19 protein-coding genes are annotated in these 26,317 nt (G+C 46.7%); 12 read left to right on the top strand and 7 right to left on the bottom strand.

The features are described 5' to 3' along the window. Nucleotides 1–99 precede the first annotated feature (99 nt). From ACR1R9_RS16575 to ACR1R9_RS16545, 7 genes are all read left to right on the top strand, one after another. A complete protein-coding gene (locus ACR1R9_RS16575) occupies nucleotides 100–1,539 on the top strand; it encodes an NAD-dependent malic enzyme (RefSeq protein ID WP_076289426.1) in 1,440 nt (479 codons plus the stop codon). A 1-nt stretch (nucleotide 1,540) separates the two neighbouring features. Continuing rightward, on the top strand, nucleotides 1,541–2,266 hold the full coding sequence (locus ACR1R9_RS16570; protein WP_076289427.1) for an HD domain-containing protein: 726 nt from the start codon (nucleotides 1,541–1,543) through the stop codon (nucleotides 2,264–2,266). A 256-nt stretch (nucleotides 2,267–2,522) separates the two neighbouring features. After that, nucleotides 2,523–3,590 (top strand): FUSC family protein, encoded by a 1,068-nt coding sequence (locus ACR1R9_RS16565; RefSeq protein ID WP_076289428.1) that lies wholly within the window; start codon nucleotides 2,523–2,525, stop codon nucleotides 3,588–3,590. Nucleotides 3,591–3,729: 139 nt separating this feature from the next. Beyond that, nucleotides 3,730–4,191, top strand: a complete 462-nt coding sequence (locus ACR1R9_RS16560; RefSeq protein WP_064639142.1) for a hypothetical protein — start codon at nucleotides 3,730–3,732, stop codon at nucleotides 4,189–4,191. Between the two features lie 241 nt (nucleotides 4,192–4,432). Continuing rightward, entirely contained in the window at nucleotides 4,433–6,808 is a 2,376-nt protein-coding gene (gene helD, locus ACR1R9_RS16555) for an RNA polymerase recycling motor HelD (RefSeq protein ID WP_433923167.1), read from the top strand. 321 nt (nucleotides 6,809–7,129) lie between these two features. After that, on the top strand, nucleotides 7,130–8,986 hold the full coding sequence (locus ACR1R9_RS16550; RefSeq protein WP_310852568.1) for an adenine deaminase: 1,857 nt from the start codon (nucleotides 7,130–7,132) through the stop codon (nucleotides 8,984–8,986). 397 nt (nucleotides 8,987–9,383) lie between these two features. Further along, on the top strand, nucleotides 9,384–10,304 hold the full coding sequence (locus ACR1R9_RS16545) for a hypothetical protein (protein WP_433923168.1): 921 nt from the start codon (nucleotides 9,384–9,386) through the stop codon (nucleotides 10,302–10,304). A 153-nt stretch (nucleotides 10,305–10,457) separates the two neighbouring features. On the opposite strand, the gene ACR1R9_RS16540 is transcribed toward ACR1R9_RS16545, so the two are convergent. Continuing rightward, complete coding sequence (locus tag ACR1R9_RS16540) at nucleotides 10,458–11,372, bottom strand: AraC family transcriptional regulator (protein WP_433923169.1); 915 nt, start codon at nucleotides 11,370–11,372, stop codon at nucleotides 10,458–10,460. A gap of 171 nt (nucleotides 11,373–11,543) precedes the next feature. Here ACR1R9_RS16540 and yicI point away from each other — a divergent pair, with 171 nt between their 5' ends. The 4 genes from yicI (at nucleotide 11,544) to ACR1R9_RS16520 (ending at nucleotide 19,509) form a co-directional block, all read left to right on the top strand. Beyond that, nucleotides 11,544–13,862 carry an alpha-xylosidase gene (gene yicI, locus ACR1R9_RS16535; RefSeq protein ID WP_076289434.1) on the top strand — a complete coding sequence of 773 codons (2,319 nt, stop codon included), beginning with the start codon at nucleotides 11,544–11,546 and terminating at the stop codon, nucleotides 13,860–13,862. A 221-nt stretch (nucleotides 13,863–14,083) separates the two neighbouring features. Continuing rightward, on the top strand, nucleotides 14,084–15,100 hold the full coding sequence (locus ACR1R9_RS16530) for a phosphotransferase (protein WP_433923170.1): 1,017 nt from the start codon (nucleotides 14,084–14,086) through the stop codon (nucleotides 15,098–15,100). Between the two features lie 15 nt (nucleotides 15,101–15,115). Further along, a complete protein-coding gene (locus ACR1R9_RS16525; RefSeq protein WP_099853430.1) occupies nucleotides 15,116–18,028 on the top strand; it encodes a glycoside hydrolase family 3 protein in 2,913 nt (970 codons plus the stop codon). 179 nt (nucleotides 18,029–18,207) lie between these two features. After that, entirely contained in the window at nucleotides 18,208–19,509 is a 1,302-nt protein-coding gene (locus ACR1R9_RS16520) for an MFS transporter (protein ID WP_099853428.1), read from the top strand. A 99-nt stretch (nucleotides 19,510–19,608) separates the two neighbouring features. On the opposite strand, the gene ACR1R9_RS16515 is transcribed toward ACR1R9_RS16520, so the two are convergent. Further along, nucleotides 19,609–20,931 (bottom strand): MFS transporter, encoded by a 1,323-nt coding sequence (locus tag ACR1R9_RS16515; protein ID WP_099853425.1) that lies wholly within the window; start codon nucleotides 20,929–20,931, stop codon nucleotides 19,609–19,611. A 32-nt stretch (nucleotides 20,932–20,963) separates the two neighbouring features. Continuing rightward, nucleotides 20,964–21,392 carry a MarR family winged helix-turn-helix transcriptional regulator gene (locus tag ACR1R9_RS16510; protein ID WP_024630121.1) on the bottom strand — a complete coding sequence of 143 codons (429 nt, stop codon included), beginning with the start codon at nucleotides 21,390–21,392 and terminating at the stop codon, nucleotides 20,964–20,966. A 298-nt stretch (nucleotides 21,393–21,690) separates the two neighbouring features. Here ACR1R9_RS16510 and ACR1R9_RS16505 point away from each other — a divergent pair, with 298 nt between their 5' ends. After that, nucleotides 21,691–22,164, top strand: a complete 474-nt coding sequence (locus ACR1R9_RS16505) for an RbsD/FucU family protein (RefSeq protein WP_175381568.1) — start codon at nucleotides 21,691–21,693, stop codon at nucleotides 22,162–22,164. Between the two features lie 8 nt (nucleotides 22,165–22,172). Here the strand turns inward: ACR1R9_RS16505 and ACR1R9_RS16500 are convergent, their stop codons facing one another. Genes ACR1R9_RS16500 through ACR1R9_RS16485 form a run of 4 tightly spaced genes read right to left on the bottom strand, consistent with a single transcriptional unit; the run spans nucleotide 22,173 to nucleotide 26,148 of the window. Next, complete coding sequence (locus ACR1R9_RS16500; protein ID WP_099853422.1) at nucleotides 22,173–23,291, bottom strand: GerAB/ArcD/ProY family transporter; 1,119 nt, start codon at nucleotides 23,289–23,291, stop codon at nucleotides 22,173–22,175. 14 nt (nucleotides 23,292–23,305) lie between these two features. Next, the gene (locus tag ACR1R9_RS16495) at nucleotides 23,306–23,512 is read right to left on the bottom strand and encodes a hypothetical protein (protein WP_076289441.1); all 207 of its coding nucleotides are present in this window, start codon (nucleotides 23,510–23,512) and stop codon (nucleotides 23,306–23,308) included. Between the two features lie 42 nt (nucleotides 23,513–23,554). Next, nucleotides 23,555–24,706: a Ger(x)C family spore germination protein gene (locus ACR1R9_RS16490; protein ID WP_099853420.1), complete on the bottom strand. Its 1,152-nt coding sequence runs from the start codon at nucleotides 24,704–24,706 to the stop codon at nucleotides 23,555–23,557. Then, nucleotides 24,703–26,148 carry a spore germination protein gene (locus ACR1R9_RS16485; protein WP_076289443.1) on the bottom strand — a complete coding sequence of 482 codons (1,446 nt, stop codon included), beginning with the start codon at nucleotides 26,146–26,148 and terminating at the stop codon, nucleotides 24,703–24,705. The genes ACR1R9_RS16490 and ACR1R9_RS16485 overlap by 4 nt, the downstream gene beginning before the upstream one ends. Nucleotides 26,149–26,317: the final 169 nt, after the last annotated feature.

Genomic DNA, 26,317 nt, shown 5'->3' with positions numbered 1-26,317 from the left:
AGTACTTTTTCTGGGCAAGATAAAGGATAAACGTGTCCGCGCAGCGAAGACAAACAGGTAACATTGCAACTCATGACTTTCAGTCTGGGAGGAATTGGAATGAATCAAAGGAATTTAGACGGTAACAGCTTTATTATTCGGCTGGAAATGACAACAAAAGACATCAAGTTTGGCGAAGTGGCTTCGGCCATCTCGGAAGCCGGCGGGGACATCATCGCCATCGACGTAATTTCGACCAATCAGGATGTTAGTGTGCGCGACTTAACTGTCGCTGTAACGGATGCACAAGATAACAACAAAATTATAGAAGGGGTGCGTCAGCTAAAAGGGGCATCCATCATAAACGTATCGGACCGGACGTTCCTGCTGCACTTGGGCGGCAAGATCGAGGTTACTCCGAAGGTCCCGATTCATAACCGGGAAGATCTGTCACGCGTATATACACCGGATGTGGCCCGGGTATGTTCGGCTATATCAGAAGAGCCTGGAAAGGCATTTTCGCTGACAATCAAGCGGAATACGGTTGCCGTAGTATCGGATGGCAGTGCAGTGCTCGGACTTGGCAATATTGGACCACGTGCCGCGATGCCGGTCATGGAAGGTAAAGCGATGTTGTTCAAACAGTTTGCAGGAGTGGATGCTTTTCCAATCTGCCTGGATACACAGGATACCGAGGAAATTATTCGAACTGTGAAAGCGATCTCACCGGCATTTGGCGGGATTAATCTGGAGGATATTTCTTCACCACGTTGCTTCGAAATTGAGCGTCGCCTGAATGAGGAACTGGACATTCCAGTATTTCATGACGATCAGCATGGTACAGCAGTTGTATTGTATGCAGGTCTGATTAATGCGCTCAAGCTGGTTGGCAAGTCCATCACGGATGTGAAAATAGTTGTCTGTGGTATCGGTGCAGCAGGTGTGGCATGCAGTAATATTCTGCTGTCCGCTGGTGCGAGTCGGGTTGTCGGGGTCGATCGTGAAGGTGCATTGGTACGGACGACTACCTATGAAAATGAAGTATGGAGCGACTATGCAGCGCGTACCAACCCGGAACTGGAGACAGGTTCACTTCGTGACGTGATTCGCGGAGCAGACGTCTTCATCGGCTTGTCACGCGGTAATCTGTTAACCCGGGAAGATGTGCAAACTATGGCCGCTGACCCGATTGTCTTCGCCATGGCGAATCCGGTACCGGAGATTATGCCATCTGTGGTAGAAGACATCGTGGCTGTCATGGCGACAGGCCGCTCGGATTATCCGAATCAGATCAATAATGTATTGTGTTTCCCGGGGATGTTCAGAGCCGTTCTGGATTGCCGTGCCAGTGAGATTAATGAGGAGATGAAGCTCGCAGCAGCTCAGGCGATTGCTTCAGCCATTTCGGATGAAGAGCGCACCCGTTATTATATTATTCCGAGTGTGTTTAACGATAAAATTGTCAAATCGATGCGCAATCGCGTGATTGAAGCAGCGGTCAAGACCGGTGTGGCAAGACGTATACCACGTGAACAAACTCGCGAAGGCGGGGACGTGTAAGATGCAAGAGAAATCCCCTCAACATCTGAACCTAGGCACGCAACAATCAGGGTATGGGGATCAGGTTGATGGAACGTTAACAGGAGAGGCTATTCTTCGGGCGGCTCGTGCTTTTGTACAGGGAGATGCGGCCGCACATACAGATGGTCATGACTGGCCTCATATCGAGCGGGTGACCGCACTTGCGGTCGAGCTCGCACACCGTATGGGTGCCGATCCCTTTATCTGTGAACTCGCTGCATTGCTTCATGATGTGCCGGATGAGAAGTTGAACGAAAGTCTCGAAGCCGGGATGGCGAAGCTGAATGCATGGCTGGATACCCAGCCGCTTGAAGCGGGTACACGGGAAGCTGTGATACACATTATTAGTTCTATTTCCTATGCAGGAGGACAGCGCCCTGCTGTTTCATCCCTGGAAGCTCAGGTCGTGCAGGATGCGGATCGCCTGGATGCGTTGGGCGCCATTGGAATTGCTCGTACTTTTGCTTTTGCCGGTGCGAGAGGTCGTGAGATGTATGATCCTGCCCTTCCGCCACGAGAGCAGATGACGCGGGAAGAATACCGGAATGGACGCAGTACAACGATCAATCACTTTTACGAAAAGCTGTTTAAGCTAAAAGATCTGATGAACACGTCCTACGGCAAGGAACTGGCGGAGCAGCGTCATGACTTTATGATGCAGTTTGTGGAGCAGTTCAAGCGTGAATGGGAAGGAAGGTTTTCATAACTTTCTCCGTTTGAGTTAAACATACAATACCCCCTACTTCCGAAAGTGGAGTGTGGGGTATTGTTTTGTGTACATAGAAGTAGTAGGAAATTGAATTTAACTCATCAACAGGATACAAGGCATGGTAACCCAAAGGCTTCCATGATACAATAAATCGTTCTCCTGAATTGATTCGGGCAAAAAAAGAAATATGGGGTAATAATGATAATGATCATCCAACGAATGAAATCAGTTTCGAAAAAGAGGAGGGGTCACCATGTCATTTGGTGCACGTGTACTTAAGACAGGGATTGCGGTCACGCTGGCCCTGTACCTTAGCAGCATGTTCCTGAACCCGCAATCTCCCGTTCCCGCCGCGATTGCGGCCATCTTTGCGATGCAGCCATCCATTTATCGTTCCTGGAAGTATTTCCTCGATCAGCTGCAAACCACCACACTTGGGGCAATTGTGGCCTTGCTGGGAGGCATGGTGCTGTCCAATGAGCCGATTGCCGTCGGGTTAATTATTGTGCTGGTTATTATGATTTGTCTTAAATTGAATATGGGCGAAACGGTTGGTCTGACGCTGGTAACCGTTGTATCGATTATGGAAGCGTCCGGTGACTGGCATTTTGCATTGAACCGTTTCCTGCTGACACTTGTCGGCATTGTATCTGCGTTTCTTATTAACATTACGGTATTTCCACCCAAGCCGAAGATTCAGTTCGTGAAGCAGATTCAGAGTGTGTTCAGTGGCATGTCACTGCTACTGCGTACATCGATCTCGGATGAGATTAAGGAAGTAGTGTTCCGGGATGAGAAAAACAATCTAGGCGGTTCGATTAAATCTTTGTCAGATAAATATAATTTGTTTGAAGAAGAACAGAAGAAGATGAAACGTTCCAAATTCAGTGAGACCCGGCAGATGGTCGTATACAAACAGATGCTACTGAGCCTGCAAAAAGGATTCGATGTGCTGGATTCGGTAGAACGCCATTATTTTCAGGCACAGCGCACGCCCGAAATGGATCAGTTCTTTGATACACATCTGGAGCTTGTAATCAAATTCCATGAACATGCGCTGCTCAAATTCGAGGATAAGCTGAAACCGAACGGAGAAGAAGCGGCACAGTTCATTTTGGATAATGATCGTTTTATGGAGCAGGCCATTTCCCAGTTTGATATCGATCAGGAAGGGATGCTGAGACTGTCCATCGTTGCAGCTGCAATCTACGATTATGGCTATCAGCTGGAACGATTAAACCGGCTTGCCGAACATGTGCATAGTGCCAGTGAAGACAAGGAGTCACAGGATAAAATTCTGAATTGGCTTAAATGGCCGTAAACATGGTAATACGGTTTGCGGTGATGTGGTTTGTCATATACAATGGAACCACAACCAGCCCGGACAGCGTGTCCGGGTTGTTTTGTATACATAGCGCAAACCTTGCGCAACCAACTCAATCGAACCGAGGTAGATACGTATGAATGTAACACAGCTTAGCACTGAATGGATGGAGTGGTTCAATGGACAGGATCTGGAGCAGAAGCAACACGAAGCGATGCAATTGCTCACTGTGTCCGAAGATGGCTGGCCGCATCAGGCGATGATTAGTATGGGGGAAGTCATTGCTATTGCGCCCAACTTGCTGAGACTGGCTTTATGGCCGGGAACACAGACAAGTATGAATATGAGTCGAACAGGTAAGGCTACCTTGATTGCTGTCCATCAGCAAAGCTTGTTATCTATTCGTCTGGATGTGACTTCACTGCCACAACTCATGGAAGCTGTGCATCCGAGAGATCGTTTTGAGGCTCAGGTGTTAAACATTCGAGTAGATCATGCACCCTATGCGGAGATTACTTCAGGGATCACATTTCAATTAAAAGATGAGTCTGGGGCAATTACACGTTGGAGAGAGACCATTGAAGAATTACGACAATAGAATGGTAAACGTTCTATATTCACCCTATTCGAGGGTAATAATAGAATGAAAACAACAAAAAACGCCTCCGCTTGCATCGGGACGTTGTCACTGGTACAATAAAAAATGGTTTTCAGAAAATTAGAACTAATTAACATAAAATAAAAATGTTTACTTTCTAATTAATTATACCATAGCCTTTTCGGGCTTGTCAAATGGGCTTTTGAGGACACAATCCGGGGAAAGAGAGGCGTATTAACATATGAGTACAGACCAGCAATGGAGCGAGGAGCAACAGCGGGTCAACGTTGTAACGGAACAGATTGATCGGAAAATCGACATCCTAGAAAAAGAGGTAGGTTCCTTCAGGGACGAAGTTGTGGGGATGAGAAAAGACTTCTGGGACGAAGTCACCATGAACTTCAGCGAAGCGGATGACGTGGGTGAGACCTCCACCAGTATGAGGCAGCAATCACAGGTTCTATCGGATCGGGAGCGCAGTCATCTGAATACGGCAGCAGCGCTGGACAAAATGAAACGGCTGCATCATTCACCGTATTTTGGACGCATTGATTTTAAGGAAAATGGCTATCCAAATGCAGAGCGAATCTATCTGGGGATCGCATCATTGTTGGATGAGAAGGAGGAATCCTTCCTTGTCTATGACTGGCGTGCACCCATATCGAACCTGTATTACGATGGTGCGCCAGGTCCGGTCACGTATCATACACCTAGCGGTGAGATAAGTGGCGATATTGAGATGAAGCGGCAGTTTGTCATTCGGGATGGACGTATCCGCTTTATGTTCGACACCGGAGTTACCATTGGGGACGAACTGTTACAGGCCGTTCTCAGTCGAACCTCAGATGCACAGATGAAAAGTATTGTGGCGACCATCCAGAAGGAGCAGAACCGAATTATCCGTAATGACCGGACTCGCATGCTGATCGTGCAGGGAGCTGCTGGCAGTGGTAAAACATCTGCTGCACTTCAGCGTGTGGCGTACCTTCTCTATAAATACCGCGAGCATCTGCAAGCGGATCAGATGGTCCTTTTTTCGCCAAACCCAATGTTCAACAGTTATGTTTCCACCGTACTGCCTGAGCTTGGGGAGGAAAATATGCTGCAAACGACCTTCCAGGAATATCTGGAACGCCGTCTGGGCCGAGAATATCAGCTGGAAGACCCATTCATTCAGCTTGAATACGTACTGACCGGAACAGAAGATCCTGAGTATGAAGCGCGTATGTCTGGCATTCGATTCAAGTCATCCGAATCCTTCCTGAAGGTGATAACGCGTTATAAGGACAGCATGATGTCTGAAGGTATGAAATTCAAGCCAGTTCGTTTCCAGGGACGGGCTGTGGTTACAGCTGAGGCCATGGCGGAGAAATTCTATAGCTTCGAGCCATCCGTCAAACTGGTGAATCGATTGGAAATCCTGCGGGACTGGATGCTGAAAGAGTTATCGGCCTTTGGCAAAGGTGAATTGGAAGCCCCTTGGGTAGATCAACAAATGGATCTGATGGAGCCGGAAGATTTGCAGCGGGCCTATCAGCGTCTCAAGCGAAAGCAAAAAGGGAAGGCAGACACGTTCGATGATTTCCAGCAGGAAAGGGAGATCCTTGCCCGGATGGTGGTCAGTGATCGGCTCAAGCCTTTGCGCAAATGGATCAAATCGTTACGTTTTGTCGATGTCCGTCAACTGTACGCCAACTTATTCAACGACCGGGCTCAGATGGTTCGCCTGTTGGGAGAGGAAGCACTGCCTTCACACTGGGAAGAGATTGGTGAGATGACACTTCGCAGATTAAAAGTACAGGAGCTGGCCTATGAGGATATCACACCATATTTGTATTTGCGTGAGTTACTGCTCGGTTTCCATATTAACTCCAATATCCGCCATGTGATCATTGACGAGGCACAGGATTACTCTGCCTTTCAACTGGCCTTTATGAAGAGATTGTTCCCGAGATCCAAAATCACCGCACTTGGAGATTTTAATCAAGCTATCTATGCCCACTCTTCGGTATTAAGTGGGACGGGGCCGCTGACCAACCTGTATGGACCGGAAAATACGGAAGTGATCGAGCTGACGAGAAGTTATCGTTCAACACAGGAGATCGTGGAGTTTACACGCGGCATGGTTCCGGGTGGAGAAGAGATTGTTCCATTTAATCGGGGTGGGGAGAAACCGAAAGTGATCGTTTCCTCCAATGAACAGAAGCATCTGGATGTTATTACAGCCGATCTCAAACATCTGATTCAGGAAGGGTATGAATCGGTTGCGGTCATATGTAAAACCGCGGAAGAGAGCAAGGACATCTATGAAGCGTTAAGCAAAGTACTGCCTACGGCACCGAAGCTGATTAAGAAAACAACGTTAGCCTTTGAACGGGGTGTGCATGTCATCCCAGCATATCTGGCCAAAGGTGTGGAGTTTGATGCCGTTTTGATCTATGACGGATCTGCATCGCAATATGCGCAGGAACATGAACGCAAGCTGTTCTATACGGCATGTACCCGTGCCATGCATTTGCTGCATGTCTATTGCATGGGTAAACCGAGCCCATTCATTACGTCCCAGTCCGAGGAATTGTATGATATGGGTAAGGTGTCTGCGGTTCAAACCGATTGATTTTGTCTTTCATGTTCATGAAGAAGGCTTCCGTTCGAAGGGACGGGAGTCTTTCTGTGTATTTTGGAATACGATGTGGGGAATAAGAAGCTCCATGAGGTTGGGCTTTGCTGTGAGTGGTACAAAGTAGATCACTGGACATAGATAATTGCATCTCTTCTGACATGAGATCAGAAGGATTAGGTTTTATGGATAAAAAATGATCCATCCTTTGTGTGCATGCACAATAGGTGTTAATTTTCTTTACACATGACGGCGAGACTCATATAATCGTAACAATCTATTTTTTTGGATCGTTTATTTAATGAAGGAGGCAGCAGCATGAATACACCATCTTTTGAACGCCCATTAATGGCGGATTGCGTACCGGATCTGGTGGCAACAGCACGGGGAGACTTACCTGCGACCTTGGTCATTCGGGGCGGAACACTGGTTAATGTGGTTTCGGGTGAAATTATACCGGGCATGTCTGTAGCGGTACAGGGAGCCCGGATTGCATATGTTGGCAAAGATGTAAGCCATACGATCGGAGAGCATACACGTATTATTGAGGCAGAAGGCAAATATATTGCTCCCGGATTGCTGGATGGGCACTGTCACATAGAAAGTACACAAATGAAAGTAACCGAGTTTGCAAGAGCCGTTCTGCCTTCCGGTACAACGGGAGGATTCTTTGACCCGCATGAAATCTCGAATGTGCTTGGACTCAAAGGTTTGCGATTGATGCTGGATGAAGCTCGGACGACACCAATGGCTGCTTATATGCAGGTGGCTTCCTGTGTTCCTTCCACACATCCTGGACTAGAGACAACAGGCGCTTATATTGGACCGGAAGAAGTGGCCGAAGCCCTCTCCTGGGGTCCGGATATGATTGGTCTAGGTGAAGTAATGAACTTCCCTGGGGTCGTGTACGGGGACGAGACGATGATCGGTGAGATCCAGGCGACGCTCCGAGCAGGGAAGGTGGCAGATGGTCACTTTACCTGGGCAGCGGATGACTGGCGGCTGCCAGCCTACGCTGCAAGCGGCGTTACGGGGGATCATGAATGTGTTACGAAGGAAGATGTGGTGGAACGTCTGCGGCTTGGCATGTATGCCAAAATGCGTCAGGGCTCTGCATGGCATGACGTGGCGGAAACGATCAAAGCCTGCACAGAACTTGGCCTGGATACACGTCGCATGATGCTGGTGACGGATGACCGGAGCTCTGAATCACTGCTCAAAGAAGGTCATATGGACTTTGTTGTGCGTTTGGCCATTTCTCAAGGGGTGAAGCCGGTTACCGCTTTCCAGATGGCGACGATTAATACGGCTGAACGTTTCGGCGTAGCACGCGACATTGGTGCGGTTATTCCAGGGAATATCGCCGACATTATTTTGCTGGATGGACGCTTGGCTGATGTCCATGTAGGCATGACGATTGCCGCAGGGCATGTCGTGGCAGAGAACGGCAAAATGACAGCAGTCTGGGACAGCTTCACATACCCGGAAGAGGCGTTGAACACCGTGAAACTGCAAGCCAACATCCAGCCGAAGGACATGGAACTGTCAGCGCCGATTACCGAAGGGACGATTGGAGCAAAAGTGATTCATGTGACGGAGAATCATGTGGATACCAAAGAGAAGCATGTTAATGTCACGGTGGAACATGGCAATGTCGTCGTTTCAACATCAGGTGAAATCTGCAAAATTGCAGTGCTGGAGCGTCACAAACAAACCGGCAATCGCGCCGTTGCTCTTGTTGGGGGAATTGGCTTCACAGGTCCTGCGGCCATTGCGATGACCGTTGCACATGACAGCCACAATCTGCTCATTATCGGTAATGATGACGCATTGATGGCCGAGGCGGGCAACCGGGTCGTTGGGATGCAGGGAGGCGTAGCCGTCGTGACTGCCTCTGGTGTGACCGAATTTCCGCTGCGCATTGCAGGCCTGATGTCCACGGAATCTTTTGAAGTGGTAGCAGCTCAATCTGCAGCTATAAGTGAAGCGTTACGGTCTGCTGGTTGTACGTTAAATAACGCATTTATGACGCTGTCTCTGCTGGCGCTTGTCGTTATTCCGGAATTGCGCTTGTCTGATAAAGGCTTGGTACGCATTTCGGCAGAAGGCATTGAGCTGGTATCTTTGTTTGATGACATGGTGGAGAATACACCGGCTGCTCCGGCAGGTAATTAACGAATTAAAGAATAATAGCGTGTCCATTCTTCCTTGAACCGGGAGAGAAGTATAGGTCGCCTTTGGGCGGCCTTTTTTTATTTTCACAGGAAAACGCTTACTAGGTCTTGAGTCGTCTGTTGTACATATGCAAAAAATGACCCATGTTAGAGTGAAATTAGGATAAAATTAAATTCTTTTTCATAAATGAGACTTTAGGACTATAAATACAGAAGTGTGAATACCCGAAATAATGTTATATGATTCTTTCGTCGTAAGTCTAAGAGATGATGTTGCATATAAAAGCAATGTAAATAGTCGTACATCGAAATTGTATCCAATGAATGAATATAAAACGACAGAATTTCATCGAGATTTGCACGATAGAGCTGCATAACATCAAAGGGAGTGTACAAATATGAAAAGCAAAAAGAGATACCAATTCATTTTGTTAATTAGTTGTTTCATGCTGTTTACGGGAAATACTTATGTTTGCAAAGCCACTGCACTTGGCTCAGTCGACAGTTATGAAACCATCCATGGAACGGTTCAGGGATCGGTAAGAGCAACCTGGGTATGGGATACCACACAGATTCAAAATAACCCTCAGCTAGTGCTGAAGTTTGCCACAACGAACAAAATCAATACGATCTACCTACAAATGAATCGGGATGTAAAGCTTCCGTACTATACATCTTTCATTCGTCAAGCCAGAGAGAAAAATATTGCCGTTGACGTTATGGATGGAAGACCTGCTTGGGGACTGACGGAGAGTCGGGGTCAAATTGCAGATTTTCTGGACTGGGTTGAAGCGTATCAAAATCAAGTAGAGCCTAATGAGAAATTTGCCGGCATCCATCTGGACATTGAACCTCATGTACATCCAGAGTGGAAAACCAATCAGGCCAGTGTGATCACGCAGTGGCAGGGGAACGTTGAATACATCGTCGATCGGGCCGCACGGATGAAGATGCCGGTAGCCGCTGACCTGCCTTTCTGGCTGGATGGTTACAAGATTCCGGGTTCCACGATGAATGTAAGCAGCTGGATGATCCGCAAGTTTGACTCGATTACCATTATGGCTTACCGGGATACGGCTACGGCCATCTATAATGTGGCCAAGGATGAACTTGAGGAAGCGTCACTTTTGGGTAAAACGGTATCGATCGCCGTGGAGACCAAGCAAAGCAAAGAAGGCGATTTTATTACCTTTTATGAAGAGGGTACAGCATATATGGAAGCACAGCTCAAGGTGGTAGAGAAAATGGCAAGTGTGCATTCGTCTTTTAACGGATTCTCGGTGCATGAGTACAGCTCATGGGAGACATTGAAAAAGTAAAATGAAATTCCAATACATCAGAAATTAAAGGAGGTGCTACGGCCGAACGGGCTGAAGCACCTTCTTTGCATCTGTTAACTCATATAAAAGTGGAGAACAGTGAAGTATCATCAGTTCAGAGTGCCGAATGCTGGTCCTGAAAGATGTTTAAGCTTAGACCAGTGCAGGTTCCATCGCCACTTTCTCATAAAACATTTTGCGATATTGGGACGGGGTAATATTCTTGTGTTTCTTGAATGTTGTAATGAAGTAGCTCAAATGCTCGAACCCAACGTCCATGGCAATATCCACAATTTTGTGATCGGTATTCTCAAGCTGAACACAGGCCTGCTGGATGCGATAATAGTTGATATAGTCGACCGGACTTTTCTGAACCATCTGTTTGAAAAAGCGGCAAAAATGTCCTTCGCTCATATTGGCCTCATCTGCCAGTTCTTTTAGCTTGAGTGGTTCGGGGTAACGCTTGTGAATATAGCTTAACACTGATTTCAGACGCTCCACTTTATCATGACTGCCTGACGGAATGGTCCCTTTGAGTGCAGCAGGTCTCATATGTTCAAACATTTGTGCAAATATTAAATAGAGGTAAGCTTTGGTTGTCATCTCGCAGGTTGGTGTCCCGGCGGCATGATCGGCGAAAATCCGTTTCAAATGTAAAATGATTTCTTGGCCCCACGCTTCATCCGTTTGGATATGGTAAGGGGGGAGAACCGTTTTGTGCACCAGTGGGCCAACGAATTTCTCCTGTACAGCATCGAATGTACGGCTGCCTAATAGCTCCGGGTTAAATACGATGGATGAAAAAACACAAGGGATATCACCTTTCAGATAGCCGGCGTGAATTTCGCCCCGATTGATAAAGATGGCTTCTCCCGCTTGGACTTCTACCGTATTCATATCAATTTGAAAAACAGCACTGCCCTGAGTCACCATGGTGAACTCCATCTCATCGTGCCAATGGCAATCGAGAATGCTGTCCCCATTCAATTGTTGAATATCCGGGTATACACTGACTGGATACATGGCATTGCCGTGAATCCGGTCTTCCCGTAATCGTTCACGTTCCATATGAGAATCTCCTTTGCATCATTATTAATGTAAACGTTCCCATAGATTGGTGGTGTTTATAAAGAATCGGATAAGAAATATCAGAATCGTGATATATTTGGTCAAAATATGAGAAGAAATTCGTTATTAATGTCAATATTATTATAGTATAACCGAAGGGGGAAAGAAAACATGAAATTTACTGATGGATTCTGGATGACTCGTGAAGGGTACCACATTCAAAACCCGACTGACATTCGTGATATTGTGCAAAAAGAGGATTCTTTGACCGTATATGCGGCAACTAAATATATTCGCACCAAAGGCGACACGTTGAATGGTACATTGCTTAAAGCAACGTACAGTTCACCTATGCCTAACGTTATTCGTGTAACTTTGAATCACCATAAAGGCGGAGTGAAAAAAGGGCCTGTATTTGAGCTTAATACTCAAGATGCAAACGTTGACATCTCGAAAAATGAACAAGGTGCTGTTTTGAAAAGCGGCAATCTGGAAGTTCAAATCGACAAAACGAACGGTTGGGACGTCAGCTTCCTGTATGGAGGAAAACGGATTACAGGTAGCGGTCAAAGAGCGGCTGGTTATATTACTGGTCCAAGTAAGGAAGCGTACTTCCGCGAGCAGCTTGATCTCGGCATTGGTGAATACGTATATGGACTCGGTGAGCGCTTCACGCCGTTTGTTAAGAATGGTCAAGTGGTTGACACTTGGAATGAGGACGGCGGTACAAGCAGTGAGCAGTCATATAAGAACATTCCTTTCTACTTGTCCAACAAAGGATATGGCGTATTTGTAAACCATCCTGAACGCGTATCGTATGAGATTGCATCTGAGAATGTATCTAAAGTGCAGTTCAGCGTAGAAGGGGAGACTTTGGAATACTTCATTATCGGCGGTGACAATCCAAAGGATGTACTTGATAATTATACAAAATTAACAGGTAAACCAGCGCTTCCACCAGCATGGACGTTTGGTCTGTGGCTGACCACATCATTCACAACGGATTATGATGAAGCAACGGTTAACCATTTCGTGGATGGCATGGCTGAGCGTGATCTTCCGCTGTCTGTATTCCATTTTGACTGCTTCTGGATGAAGGAATACCAATGGTCTGATTTCGTATGGGATGAAGCGATGTTCCCAGATCCGGAAGGCATGCTTGCACGTCTGAAAGAGAAAGGACTCAAAATCTGTGCGTGGATCAATCCATATATTGCAGAAAAATCCTACTTGTTCGATGAAGGAATGGAGAACGGTTATCTGGTAAAAACAGCGGATGGCAGCGTATGGCAATGGGATATGTGGCAAGCAGGTATGGCTCTGGTTGATTTCACGAATCCGGATGCTGTTAATTGGTATAAGAGTAAGCTGGAAGTTCTGCTTGATCAAGGTGTTGATTCATTCAAAACAGACTTCGGTGAAAGAATTCCGACAGATGTCGTGTACTTCGATGGCTCTGATCCGGTTAAAATGCACAACTATTATACACAGCTCTATAACAAAGCTGTATTTGAATTGCTCGAAGAAAAGATTGGCAAAAACGAAGCTGCCCTGTTTGCACGCTCTGCAACAGCAGGTGGTCAACAGTTCCCAGTTCACTGGGGTGGAGACTGCTCTTCTACTTATGAATCCATGGCTGAATCACTTCGGGGCGGTCTCTCGCTTGGACTTTCCGGTTTCGGATTCTGGAGCCATGATATCAGCGGATTTGAAAGTACAGCAACCCCTGACGTATACAAACGCTGGGTACAATTCGGACTTTTATCTTCTCACAGCCGCCTACACGGAAGCACTTCGTATCGTGTGCCTTGGCTGTTCGACGAGGAATCCGTGGACGTTGTTCGTGACTTTACCAAACTCAAAATCAGCTTGATGCCGTATCTCTACAATTCTGCGGTGGAGTCGACTGTAAAAGGTATTCCGATGATGCGCGCTATGCTGCTGGATTTCCCAGAGGATCCAACAACATTCAGCCTGGATACACAATACATGTTTGGTGATTCGATCCTGGTGGCTCCAATCTTCAACAAGGAGGGTGATGTTCGTTATTACCTGCCCGAAGGTACATGGACCAACTATCTGACAGGTGCTAAAGTTGAAGGTGGACGCTGGATTAGCGAAAATCATGACTTCAAAACACTGCCAATGATGGTTAAGCCAAACAGCCTGATTGCTGTTGGTGCTGTGGATAGCAAACCGGATTATGACTTTGCGGATAATGTGTCCCTTCACTTGTTCGAACTGGCTGACGGCAACTCCGCTCAAGCGGTGGTTGTAAACCAAAGTGCTGAGCAGGAGCTGGTTGTTAACGTATCCCGTAACGGCTCTGTTCTGGAAGTTCGTGCTGAAGGTGCAGGCAAACCATGGAATATCGTGCTGCGTGGCATCGAAAGTGTATCCGGCGTAGAGGGCGGTTCCCAAGCGTCTGGTACAAATGGTGTTGTCGTTACGGCAGCAGCAGGTGCTAGCTCGCTTACAATTCAACTGTAAAATTTATTGGATAAACAGAAGGACGGTGCCGCAAGGTTCCGTCTGTTTGTCTACTGTCGTGCCATTGGAAGATATGGTTATAGAAAAGAAATGGTAGTATCATTTATAGATTGAACTAAATTTTTACATGATCGGAAGGTTGTTCTGTCATCGAGGTGGAAATGTAAATATTCTTTAGTTCAATTTATAAAGCGACAGATAAAGATAGGGGATTATATCTAATGAGTACAACGAATTCAGGTTTACACCAAACCATTACTGCCGAGATGCTGTATAAGTTGGTAGAGAACACTTTTGGAACCGCTACCATTGTGAAGAGTTTTGCACTTTTGCAGGGTGGACTTTTTAATACAACGTATCGAATTCAGCTTGAACATGCGTCATACGCGGATGTGATATTACGTTTGGCTCCAGAGCGGGTAGAGATGCCGCTCGGCTCTGCTGGCGATCCGTTATTTTCATTTGAATGTACAATGATGTCTGCTGAACCTGTTGTTTATGAATATTACCGTAAAGCAGGCATTCCTGCTCCGAACATTATTGCCTGTGATGACAGTGGATCGATCATTCCGAGAACCTATATGTTTATGGAGTTCATACCCAGTAAGCAGCTGGATCATTCATCGATTTCGGAAGCGGATAAAGAACGATTATATCATCAGCTCGGCGCTTATACGGCTGTTATGCATCAGATTGAGGGTGAATCGTTTGGCTGGCCGCAGGGCGATGGGACGATTAAAGGCTCGGATCATTGGTCCGAGGTGCTGCACGCTTTTGCAGGAGAGACGGCACTCAAAGCGTCACAAGTTGGCTATATGCCAGGTGTGGGAGAAGCAATCGCAGATATGTTCATAACAAATAAGGATTTATTTGATCAGGTGACTGTTCCGGTTCTTGTTCATAACGATCTGTGGGAAGCTAACGTGCTTGTTCATGAGGAGAACGGGCAGCTAAACATAGCCGCCATCATTGATGGGGATCGTTCCATGTTTGCGGACAGGCAGTTTGAGGCTATTTTATCGACAGAATCATCAGCTGGTTTTCATGAAGGCTATGGCCAGTCACAGAATATGACAGATGAGGGTCAGGCACGCCTTTTGGCCTACCGCATACTTTCCTCTTTCTTTAACGCATATGTGCATGAACATCAGGTTGATCAGCCGGAGGCAGGCCAGAAGTATCGCGAGCGTACACTGGATCTATTGGAAGAATGGAAGGGACTCAAACTTAACGAATAAGTAGGAGGGGTTAGTATGAAAGAGTATACTCAATATCCGATGTGGGACGCAACATTGCCATTGGAAGAACGATTAAATGACTTGATTGCGCGTCTGACAACGGAGGAGAAAATCCGATTAATTCCTACACGCGAAGCAGCAGTACCCCGATTGGGAATACCCGGCTACAATGTGGGTGGCGAAGCGGCTCACGGGGTTGCCTGGATAGGTGAGGCTACCGTTTTTCCGCAGCCGCTCGGTCTGTCGAGCACCTGGAATACCAAGCTCATGCGCGAAATTGGTTCCGTCATCGGAGATGAAGCCAGAGCATACCACCATCGTGCACCCGAGCGTCACGGCTTGACCTTATGGGCGCCAACCGTCGATCTGGAACGAGATCCGCGTTGGGGCAGAACGGAAGAAGGTTATGGTGAAGATCCCGTACTGACAGGTGAAATGTCAGCTGCTCTTGTGAAGGGCATGCAGGGTAACCACTCTTTCTATCTTAAAATGGTTGCGACGCTTAAGCACTTTTTTGCCAATAATAATGAGAAGGACCGGTTGAATTGTTCATCCAGCATCGATCCGCGTAACTTGCGTGAATATTATTTAAAAGCCTTCGAGACGCCTTTCGTAGAAGGTGGGGCCTTGTCCATGATGACAGCCTACAATTCGATCAACGGTACACCCGCCATTGAAAGCCCATATGTGAATGATGTGGTCAAGGGTGAGTGGGCCATGCCTGGATTTATCGTGTGTGACGGGGGAGATTTGTCCCAGACGGTCAATTATCACGGTTATCATGCCACGCATGCGGAATCGGCGGCAGGGGCTTTAAAGGCAGGTGTGGACTGTCTGACGGACGAGGTTGACTTAGTCGTATCTGCCTTGGAAGAGGCGCTTGAGCGAAACTTGCTGGAGGTCGAGGATCTTGACCGGGCCATTCGAAATATTTTTGGCGTGCGGATGCGGCTTGGACAACTGGATCAGACGGGACTTAACCCGTATGCTTCGATATCGGAATCTGTATTGTGCGCGCCTGAACATGCCAAATTAAGTTATAGAGCAGCAGCAGAATCTATCGTTTTACTTAAAAATAATGGACTGCTTCCTCTCCAATCGGAAAGATTGCAGAAGGTTAGCGTAATCGGTCCCCTTGCGGATGTAGTCTATACCGATTGGTACAGTGGCACACTGCCTTATCGTGTTACCGTTTTGGAAGGGCTGCGTAAGAAGCTTGGCGGTGCGGAAGTATCTTTTGCAGATGGGAATGATCGTATCAGTCTGAAGACAGCCGATGGCAAGGTAATCACGCTTGGGGCAGAAGGAAAGCTTGTTGCCGTGCCGGAAGGCAGTGCAGAAGCTACTGAATTCATTCATCAGGACTGGGGCTGGGGAAGTCACTCGCTTCGCAGTGTGAAAAACAATCGCTTTGTCTCGTTAACCGAACAGGGTATCTATCAGGCGAATGCACCGGAGATTGGTGGTTGGTTCGTCAAGGAAGTGGTACAGATTGATTCACAGCCGGATGGAAAAAGTACGCTGCGAACGTGGAACGGACTGCCACTAAGGTTGGATGAACATCAGGGGCAACTGGTGCTATCCCCAGCGACGGAACAAACAGACGAAGACCTGATTTCATCTGGTAATCCGGACGCCGTAGAAGGGAAGAAGCAACCTGCTGTGTTTAAGCTGGACGTTGTTGCTAACGGAATAGAACAGGCGAAAAAAGCTGCACAGAATAGCGATGTTTCTGTCGTTGTTGTTGGTAATAGTCCCTATATTAACGGTAAAGAGGAAATTGATCGCCCAAGTCTACAGCTTCCGCCTGAGCAGGCCCGACTGGTAAGAGAAGTCTGCCAAGTGAATCCTAATACGGTCGTTGTCATTGTTGGCAGTTATCCATTCGCACTGCAAGAGTTAAAAGACGTGGCTCCGGCAATCGTATACCTTACGCATGCAGGCCAGGAACTGGGGAATGCGGTTGCGGATGTTCTGCTCGGAAACTATGCTCCTGCTGGTAGACTGAACATGACATGGTATGAGGATGAATCGCAGCTTCCAGACATCATGGATTATGACGTTATTCATAACAGTACAACCTATATGTATCATGAAGGTCCAGTCCTGTATCCCTTTGGTCATGGATTAACCTATTCCGACTTTGAGTATAAGGCGATTCGAGTGGAGCGGACAGAGGGATCTTCTGGAGATGATGTGCTGAAGATTGAAGTGCAGGTTGAGAACAAAGGGGAACGTGCCAGCGATGAAGTGGTGCAGCTGTATGGGCACGCCCAAACTTCACGGGTGAAACGCCCACAACGTCAGTTGATCGGCTTCCGGCGGATTCATCTTGCTTCCGGCGCCGTGGAAAATCTTTCTTTCGAAATTCCTGTTCAGAAACTGGCTTTCTGGGATGTCACTCGAGACAAATATTGTCTTGAAACCGCCGCCTGGTCGATCATGGCTGGACGTTCCTCAGCAGATATTCGTCAGACCGCAGAAATTCTCATCGAGGGTGAAACCATTCCTCAACGAGCACTGAACCTACCTACGTTTGCGGAAAATTACGATGCTTATGCAGGCGTTCTGTTGGATGAGTGTCTGGAAGGCCGTTCAGCCATCCGTGCCATTGTTTCAGGTGAACCGCTGTATAATGAAGGTCGTTCTTCCTGGATTTCATTCCACGACAATGGCTTCCGGCAAGCTAGTGGGTTTGAAGGTCGTGTGGCAGCCTTCGGAGTAAGTGGCGAATTGGAGATTCGGGCTGAAGGTCCAGAAGGCCCGCTGCTCGGCACTTGTGTCGTTCCCGGTTCTGCTGGAACAGTCAACGGAAAGGATCTTCAGTGGAGCACAGTTCGCTGTTCCCTGAAGGCAGAGCGTGAGATTGAACAGCTCTGCATCGTTTTCAAGGGCGGTGCAGCTCTTCAGCAATTTGTACTGAAATAAATGTTGATTTGTTGATCTTCATAATGATAGTGAAAAGGGCTGTCCCGACACTGAATTTAGTGCGACAGTCTTTTTGCGCTGTCATCCCAAGTGACCTTTTTTACATAAGCCGTATATTCAACTGCAGAACAACCCACAATAACGTTGTTGTTTTCTGATTCTGTAAAGGTGGTTGAGGCATGAACGATAAAAAGTGGGACCTCGTCGCACTTGCTTCCATTCCGGTAATAATGACGCTGGGCAACTCCATGCTGATTCCCATCCTACCGCAAATTGAGCGTGAATTGAAAGTGTCCTCATTTAAGGTCAGCATGTTAATTACGGTTTATGCGGTCGTCGCAATCCTGCTCATTCCACTTGCAGGATATCTGTCGGATCGTTTCGGCAGAAAAGCCGTCATTATTCCCAGTCTCATCATTGCAGCTGTAGGAGGCGCGGTAGCAGGTGGAGCAGCCTGGATGCTGAATGGAAATGCGGCATACTGGGCCATTCTTGGTGGCAGACTTTTGCAAGGGATAGGAGCAGCCGGAGCTTTCCCGATTGTCATACCATTGGTTGGTGACATGTTTGATGATGAGAACGAGGTGAGTAAAAGCCTTGGCATTATTGAAACCTCCAACACCTTTGGCAAGGTACTAAGTCCGATATTGGGTGCAGCTCTGGCTGTGTGGATTTGGTATTTACCTTTTATGGCTATTCCGGTACTCTGTGTGCTTTCCCTGGTTCTGGTTATTTTCTTAGTGAAAACACCGAAGCGGAAGGAAGAACCAAAGAGTTTTCCCGAGTTTGTGGCTTCCATCCGCAGTGTACTCAAAGAAAAGGGCCGCTGGCTGTATGCGATTTTTGCGATCGGCGGTATTTGTATGTTTGTTCTCTTTGGTGTGCTCTTTTATCTGTCGGAGACATTGGAATCAGAGTTCAAATTAAAAGGGGTACTTAAAGGACTTGTACTTGCCATACCACTGGCTGCCTTATGTCTGGCGTCTTTTTTTGCTGGAAAATGGATAGGAAAGAACAAGACACGGATGAAATGGCTTGGGTTTATCGGACTTGCTGTTTTAACGGTATCCCTCGGTATAATCGGACTTTTTGACAACATCTATGTAGTCGTCGGTTTGTTCACCCTTGGCGGGGCAGGAATAGGGGCTACACTGCCATGTCTGGATGCTATGGTTACTGAAGGGGTGGACAAGGAACAACGGGGCACCATCACGGCGTTATTCAGCAGCATGCGTTTTATCGGCGTGTCTCTCGGCCCTCCTGTCGTGTCATTGTTGATCTCTTCCCACCATTTCCTTTTATTTGGTATTCTCGCCGCGTCCGGAGCGGTGGGGGGATTGCTCACCTTATTGGCAGTCAAGCCAGACCAGGGGAACCAGCCCACATCAGGTAGTGGTCAAAATAATCATGAACTTGAGTATGATGAAGTAAAACAGCCCAGTGGTTATCTGCCAGGGAGACGGAAGAAAAGTCCATTCTGAATTATTTTAAGATAAAAAACGCGTTTACTCTGAGGAATGTATTTTCCCTCACAGAGTAAACGCGTTTTTAATGAATTGAAATACAGCAGTGTAGTTGCATCAACTATCTTTTTGCTGAGTAGTTGTGTTTTTTTCGGTTGCAGTCTCAGTAAGCTCATGCCGATCGGAATCCTGCGCAGTGATATGTGTATGAGTCAATAACGGATGCACAGGTACCGCAAAACCTCCATTACGTTTCCCTTGAATCAGGTATATCAGGAGAAATAGAATCATGAACACAACGGAATAACGGTACATATCGGTATAACTGGTTATGGATGCAATAGCGCCCAGCAGAAGTGCTCCCAGAGCAATCCCCAGATCGAGCGTATTCAGAAACATGCCGTTAGCCATACCGCGCTGTGAAGGGGAGACAATCTGAATCATCCAGGTCTGCATGGAAGACTGTATCGAACCATATCCGATTCCATATAAAAATGCAGCGACAAACAAAATGGACATCGACGAGGCGTATGAGAGCATGATCAGTCCAGCAGCGATGAATATCGCTCCGGGAATCAGTAATGCTTTGGGACCTTTACTGTCATAAATCCGTCCTGCAAACGGTCTGACCAGCAGTACAGCGAGAGCATTAAACAAGAAGAACAGTGCAGGATTAGCCAGGTTGGCTTCTTTTCCGTACAAAACGATGAATCCGACCAGTCCGCCATACGTGATGGATAATAAACAATTCAGTATACTTGGCAGAATCAATTTGCGGTTGAAAGGTGTCTTTACTTTGGTGCCTGATATCGCAGCTGTTCCAACTGGTGGAGTGGGGACCACCTCATCATTGAGCCTGCGAGCTTTCTTGCGTGTCAGTGAATAGCTGAGCGGATAGATGACCGCGATAACACCTGCCGTACATAACATTAGTGTCACGAAACCGGCACCTTGAAGCACGGTGACCCCAATAATGGGACCCATGGACATAGCGAGACTTGTGGAAAGGCCGAAATAGCCCATGCCCTCACCCATTCGTTTCACAGGCACAATATCCGATGCCATTGTGGGGAAAGCCGTGCTACTCATACCGAATCCGATACCGAACACCATGCGCAGCAATAAAAGGACAGCAATCCCGGCGGCAAAGTAATATCCGAGTGTAGCGAGTAAGGCAATTGTCAGGCCAATATAGATCATGGCATTACGAAGACCCTTCTCCAATGCTTTGGCTGAATAGAGCCGGGCAGCAATGGCGCTAAGGGCAAAAAGACAGGTAAAGAGGCTGACTTCAAAGGCATTGGCATGAAAACGGTCCTGCACATAAGAAGGCAGTGGGGACACAATCATGTGAAGTTGCAGAAAGAGTAGAAAGTTACATAACATGAGCAGAATAAAATCGGTGGTCCATAGTTTGACTTGTGCTGATTGTGATTTCATTAGTTGTTCATTCCCCCTGGTGTTAAAGTTCGTTACAAGTTGCTGTTCATGAGGGAAAGAGTATGCCTAAATGCTTCCATCTGGTCTTCGGGAATACCTTCAATCAGATTTTTATTCATTTCTCTTTCGAGCGGAACAAGCTGGTCGAGCAATTTTTTTCCTTCTTCGGTCAAGTAGAGCAAGTAGGCTCTGCGATCCTGTTCGCTGGTCCGACGATCGACCCAGCCTTTCTTTTCCAACAGATCAATAATACGGGCAGTTGTGGGCTGATCTTTATAGACGCGAGTAGCGACTTCCTTCTGATTTACGCCTTCGCCTCTACCGATGTTGAACAGAACGGAAAATTGCTCTGTTGTAATATCATAGGGCTTGAAACGTATGGCTAGTAAAGCCGACGCCTTGCGATGTGTCATGCCCAGCATGAACCCAATGGATTGATCGAGCGAATAGTCGTTCCCCATATAATCCTCTCTTTCTTTAAGCAAAATAGCCTCAACTCATTTACTTGTTATAACAACTATATGCTAAACAATTAATTTTGTCAAAACGGATTTATGAACATCAGCGCAGTGATAAGATCCGTTCATATGTGAATTCACATTGGAATAACCGTTATGCGAACATTGAAATATGCAAACCTTGGAAATTACTGATAAAATGGAAGTGCCGCTGTATCGCGGTAATTAGGCTACATGATGGTGAGGTTACGAAGACGAATCTGCTCCAGCTAATTCTGGAGCTGACTGAGGAGAGCTGAGTATGCTGAAGAACATTCCCGCAATAATACCTCCGGAACTGCTAAAGATCATGTCTGAAATGGGCCATGGAGACGAGCTGGTACTGGCTGATGGCAACTTCCCCGCAGCTAGTCATGCCCAGCGGCTGATTCGCTGTGATGCGCTCGGTACAGTGGAGTTACTGGATGCCATTTTAAGCTTGTATCCACTGGATACGTACGCTGAGCGGCCGGCAGCCGTTATGCAGGTCGTCAAGGGGGATCAGGTGGTGCCCATCATTTGGGAAGATTACCGCAGGCTGATCCTTGACCATGAGGGTATCACGGAAGCATTTGATCATGAAGAGCGTTTCGCGTTTTATGAAAGAGCTTCTCGCGCCTATGTCATTGTTGCAACCGGTGAACGTGCGCAGTATGCCAATTTGATTTTGAAAAAAGGGGTCATTTTCCCAGATACAGATCCTTTCCCACAAGCGAAAAAAGTTGAACTGAACTGAATCCAAAGTCAAGGCGACGGGGCGGGAGAAGCCTCGCTCGTCTTTTTGCCTTTCCCGAAACGCAGCCAGTAAACAACAACATACAATATAGGCATGCATTCGATAAGAACGCCATATGTAGCAATGGCGAAAGAACGAATGGCTAATTCATAAGAAGCCGCGTCTTTTGCATACTGAAGTACATATGAAGCCGCTGTTCCTGCCAGCAGATAGACGACCGTTCTATCCTTCCGGACTCCAGTAAGTTTAGCAAGACAAATGGATGCGACGTATAACAGAAACGAGCTGCGCGTGAACATGGTCGTAGACCAGATGGCGATCAGGAAGGGATCCAGGTTATCCAGAAAATCGCCGTAACGGGCAAAACGTATCATCTCCAGTAAAGGGTAGCGAAGACTGCTGGCTTCGTAAGGTCCAAAATTCATTAAAGTAAACATCCAGAACACGATAATGAATAATGCAAGTGTAGAGCCTGCAAATAACATACTTCGTAGAAGCGGCCGCCTGAAAGCAATGGCAGGGGCGAGGAACAGGAACATCATCCATTCTGAAAACCAAGGCATGGTTGAAATCGAGCCTGTCAATATTTCTTTCAGATCATGATGAGTTACCATGGCAAGAAGTACGTCAGGATTTCCTCCACCCATTACAGCAGGCATGAGAAAAGTAGATGTGAAGACTTGCACCAGAAATATCCCTTCTGATAAATAGACAATGGTAATTAAACCCGAGCGTGCTGAAAGGCTGATACATAAAATGGTTATAGTTGCTGTCAGCCATATTGGTGTCTCGGGTAGATACATGGATTGCAGAAAAACGATGAAATTCTCTACGTCAACTGATATCAAATACAGGCACAGCAACACGATGAGACCGAGGAACAGCTTGTGAACAATCTTGCCCACAATTTCTTCACCAAAATCAATCCAGGGTCGATCCGGGTGAACCGCTCCCAATCTGTATGTGAAAAAGAGAAGGATCAGACTGATTGCAAACCCACCAAGGATGGATATCCACCCTTGATACCCGCTCATTTTGAACAAGCGCTGCAGAAGAAAAGCAATGGGTTCGGAGTAAAGGTAGACAAACATAAAACGGTACGCTTGTCCGGCTGACAATTTGATCATGGCGTGTTCCTTTCTTAGCCAAACAAGCGGTCTGCCCAGCCAAAGACCAGCCTGATGACATCATTGGGATTAGGCCAGCCCGGTACAGAGACAGCCAACGTATTCCACAGCAGAAATATTCCCAGCAGAACGAAATAGGTCTTTTTCATTCCCTTTTTGCTGGACTTGATCATGGGCCACTCCAGTATGTACAATACGGCAAACAATACAACAGCAATCATTGGTTTACCTCCTAAAGTGGCCTGACGCTTCCTCTGTTCCTATTAGTAGCTGGATTCCGAACCTACAAACTGGATGTTAATCTGGGCATGCACCTTAAACTGCAATTCGTTTTTGACATAATCATTCCAAACGGGACGTAACTGTTCCCAGATGTGAGGATATGCCCATTCCAGGCGATAACCGAGCATCAGAATATCTGCTTTTTTACGTTGGCCGGTTCGTATGGCGTCTGTCAGATGGGCACTTACTTTTTCATTAGCCTTTTGCTCGATCTGTTTGACACCCACAATATCTTTTACCTTGAGAATCGGGATTACGGAATTCAGTTCTGCTTGCCCCCGTAAAGTGATATCAAAGAAAGGCTGTCCATTTACAAGTCTAACCTTGATTTTGGAACTCGTATTATAGACCGTCATACTTGCTTTTTCATCCTCGGTTTCCACGGAGACAGCCAAGGTATCCAATTTACGATTGGCCCAGGCTATACCCCTTGTTTCATCGGCAGAGATTGAATCGACCATTTTCATCTGTTTGAAAAGAGCACCCCCTACCTGGCTGGTCCATTGCTTTCGTTTATTATCCTCACTTGCCATCGCGGTTGATTTTGATTCCAGTAAGGGAGCGACAAAGCCCTGATTCATTTTGTCAGCCATAAGTACACTGAGCATTTGCGTCTTTAACATGTTTTCTTCAGTTGCAAATTCCCTTAACACATCACTGGGTGTTTCTTCGAAAACCGGTGTCAGATCAGCCACGTCTCTGGCTCTGCCTTTGGCAACCATGACGTAACTGCTAAGATGGAACAAAGGTTCACGTGAGATCCATTCCATCGCATCTTGAATTCCCTCTCTGGCGTATGCCTCACCGAATACCACTACTCGTGTGTGCCCCCAGGAAATCTTTCGTGTGAGATCTGTTTGAATTCTCTCCATGGCATCAGCGATGGTGGATGCGGTAGCCGAAACGAGAGCATATGGGTTTTTTCCAGGTCCTCCCGTTCCTTCCGGAGAGATGCGGTTCGGCAGTGGCATACTTAGTGAAATATCAATTTCACCCGGCTTTTCCCCTTTATCCACATACATGGTCGTAATAAATGTACGTTCATTTATCTCCACTTTGGACCAGCAGCCACTGCACAGTAAAACGCACATCAAAGCGACAGTCAGTTTGGGTGTAATCATTAACCTTTTCATGTCTTTTGCCTTTTCTTATTAGCATCTTCGTAAGCTGCAGGTCGCTTCTTCATTAAGAACCAGGGCACACGAACGATCGTATCTTTGATATCACGCAGCACGAGGGGGGCAAATGGCTGCATATATGGCACGCCAAATGAACGGAGACTAACCATATACCAATAAATCATAAAGATTGAAATCACGATGCCGAACAGACCCAATGTTCCACCCATAAAAAGCACCGGAAAACGAAGCAGCCGGAATGCCAGTCCGAGCTCGAAGTGCGGGATGATAAAGGCGGCAATCCCTGTGATGGACACCACAATGACCAGTGGAGCTGAGACTATTCCAGCCTGTACGGCCGCCTGACCAATAACAATCCCGCCAATAATGGACACCGTTTGCCCCAGCGGCTTCGGAATACGAATCCCCGCTTCGCGCAAACCTTCGAAGGTCACTTCCATAATGAGCGCTTCAATCAGGGCAGGGAAGGGAATGTTTTCTCTCGCAGAAGCGATCGTAATCAGCAGGTTGGTCGGAATGATTTCCGGGTGAAATGTAGTAACGGCGACATAAAAGGATGGAAGCAGAAAAGCTATAAAGGCAAACAAGAGACGAATAATCCTGATAAAAGAGGCAGAATAAAATCGTTGATAATAGTCTTCCGAGGACTGCATTAAAGAGAAAAAAGTAACCGGAATGAGCAGGGAGAAAGGTGTTCCGTCCTGCATGACCCCGATCCGCCCTTCAACCAGTGCAGCTGCAACCGTATCGGGACGTTCGGTATATTGATATTGTGGAAAAGGAGAGAGGGGATGGTCCTCCAGAAATTCAGATAGATAACTGACGCCCAAACTACTATCCATATCAATATTACCAAGGCTCTCCAATACATTTTCCAAAATGTCTGGCTTGCATAATCCTTGGATATAGACTACAAACACCTCGGTTTTGGTATATTTTCCAACGGTGAATTTGATCATCTTCAAATCAGGGTGTTTAATTTTGTGCCGAAGCAGAGACATATTCACATGAATATCTTCAATAAAGGCTTCCTGAGGGCCAACAATTACAACTTCGTTGGTTGATTCCGCTACGGAACGCCTTTGATAATTTTGAAGTGCAAAATGAATCATTCCCGAAATGCCTTCGATGTATAAGGCTGCATTGCCCGATACGATATCAGTAACGATAGCTTCTGGTGAATTCGAGTGATGGCTGTTCAGTGTGAAAAATGATCCGGTCACGACACGAGTAATGAATTGATGATCTATTTCATTTCGAGAGGCTTCCTCAAGCAATGGTTTAACGATGGCTTCCCGCATAGTAGGGGTATCCACAATGGACTGAATATAGATGAGTTCACAATGAAAAGGTCCAATTTGAAAAGGCTGATAGATCATGTCGGCAACACCCAACAGACTAGCTCTAACCTGTTCATAGATATTGTCTTTTTCCATTTCAGTTTCGCCTCCCTATGCTGTAATGCTGAGCCTGTAATCTGACTATAGTGTGCGACGCTTCCAATGAAATATACTTTTAAGTTTAGATTATCGAAATATATTACAAACTTTGATGCAGAAGATGAATGGGGAGATCGTGAAATCTGCTTTAAAATAAGAGGGTGGA

The sequence above is a fragment of the Paenibacillus taichungensis genome (genome assembly GCF_050994985.1).
Classification (GTDB): Bacteria; Bacillota; Bacilli; order Paenibacillales; family Paenibacillaceae; genus Paenibacillus; species Paenibacillus taichungensis.
Note: the sequence above shows the minus strand (reverse complement) of the source record. Positions and strands in the feature narration are given on the sequence as shown.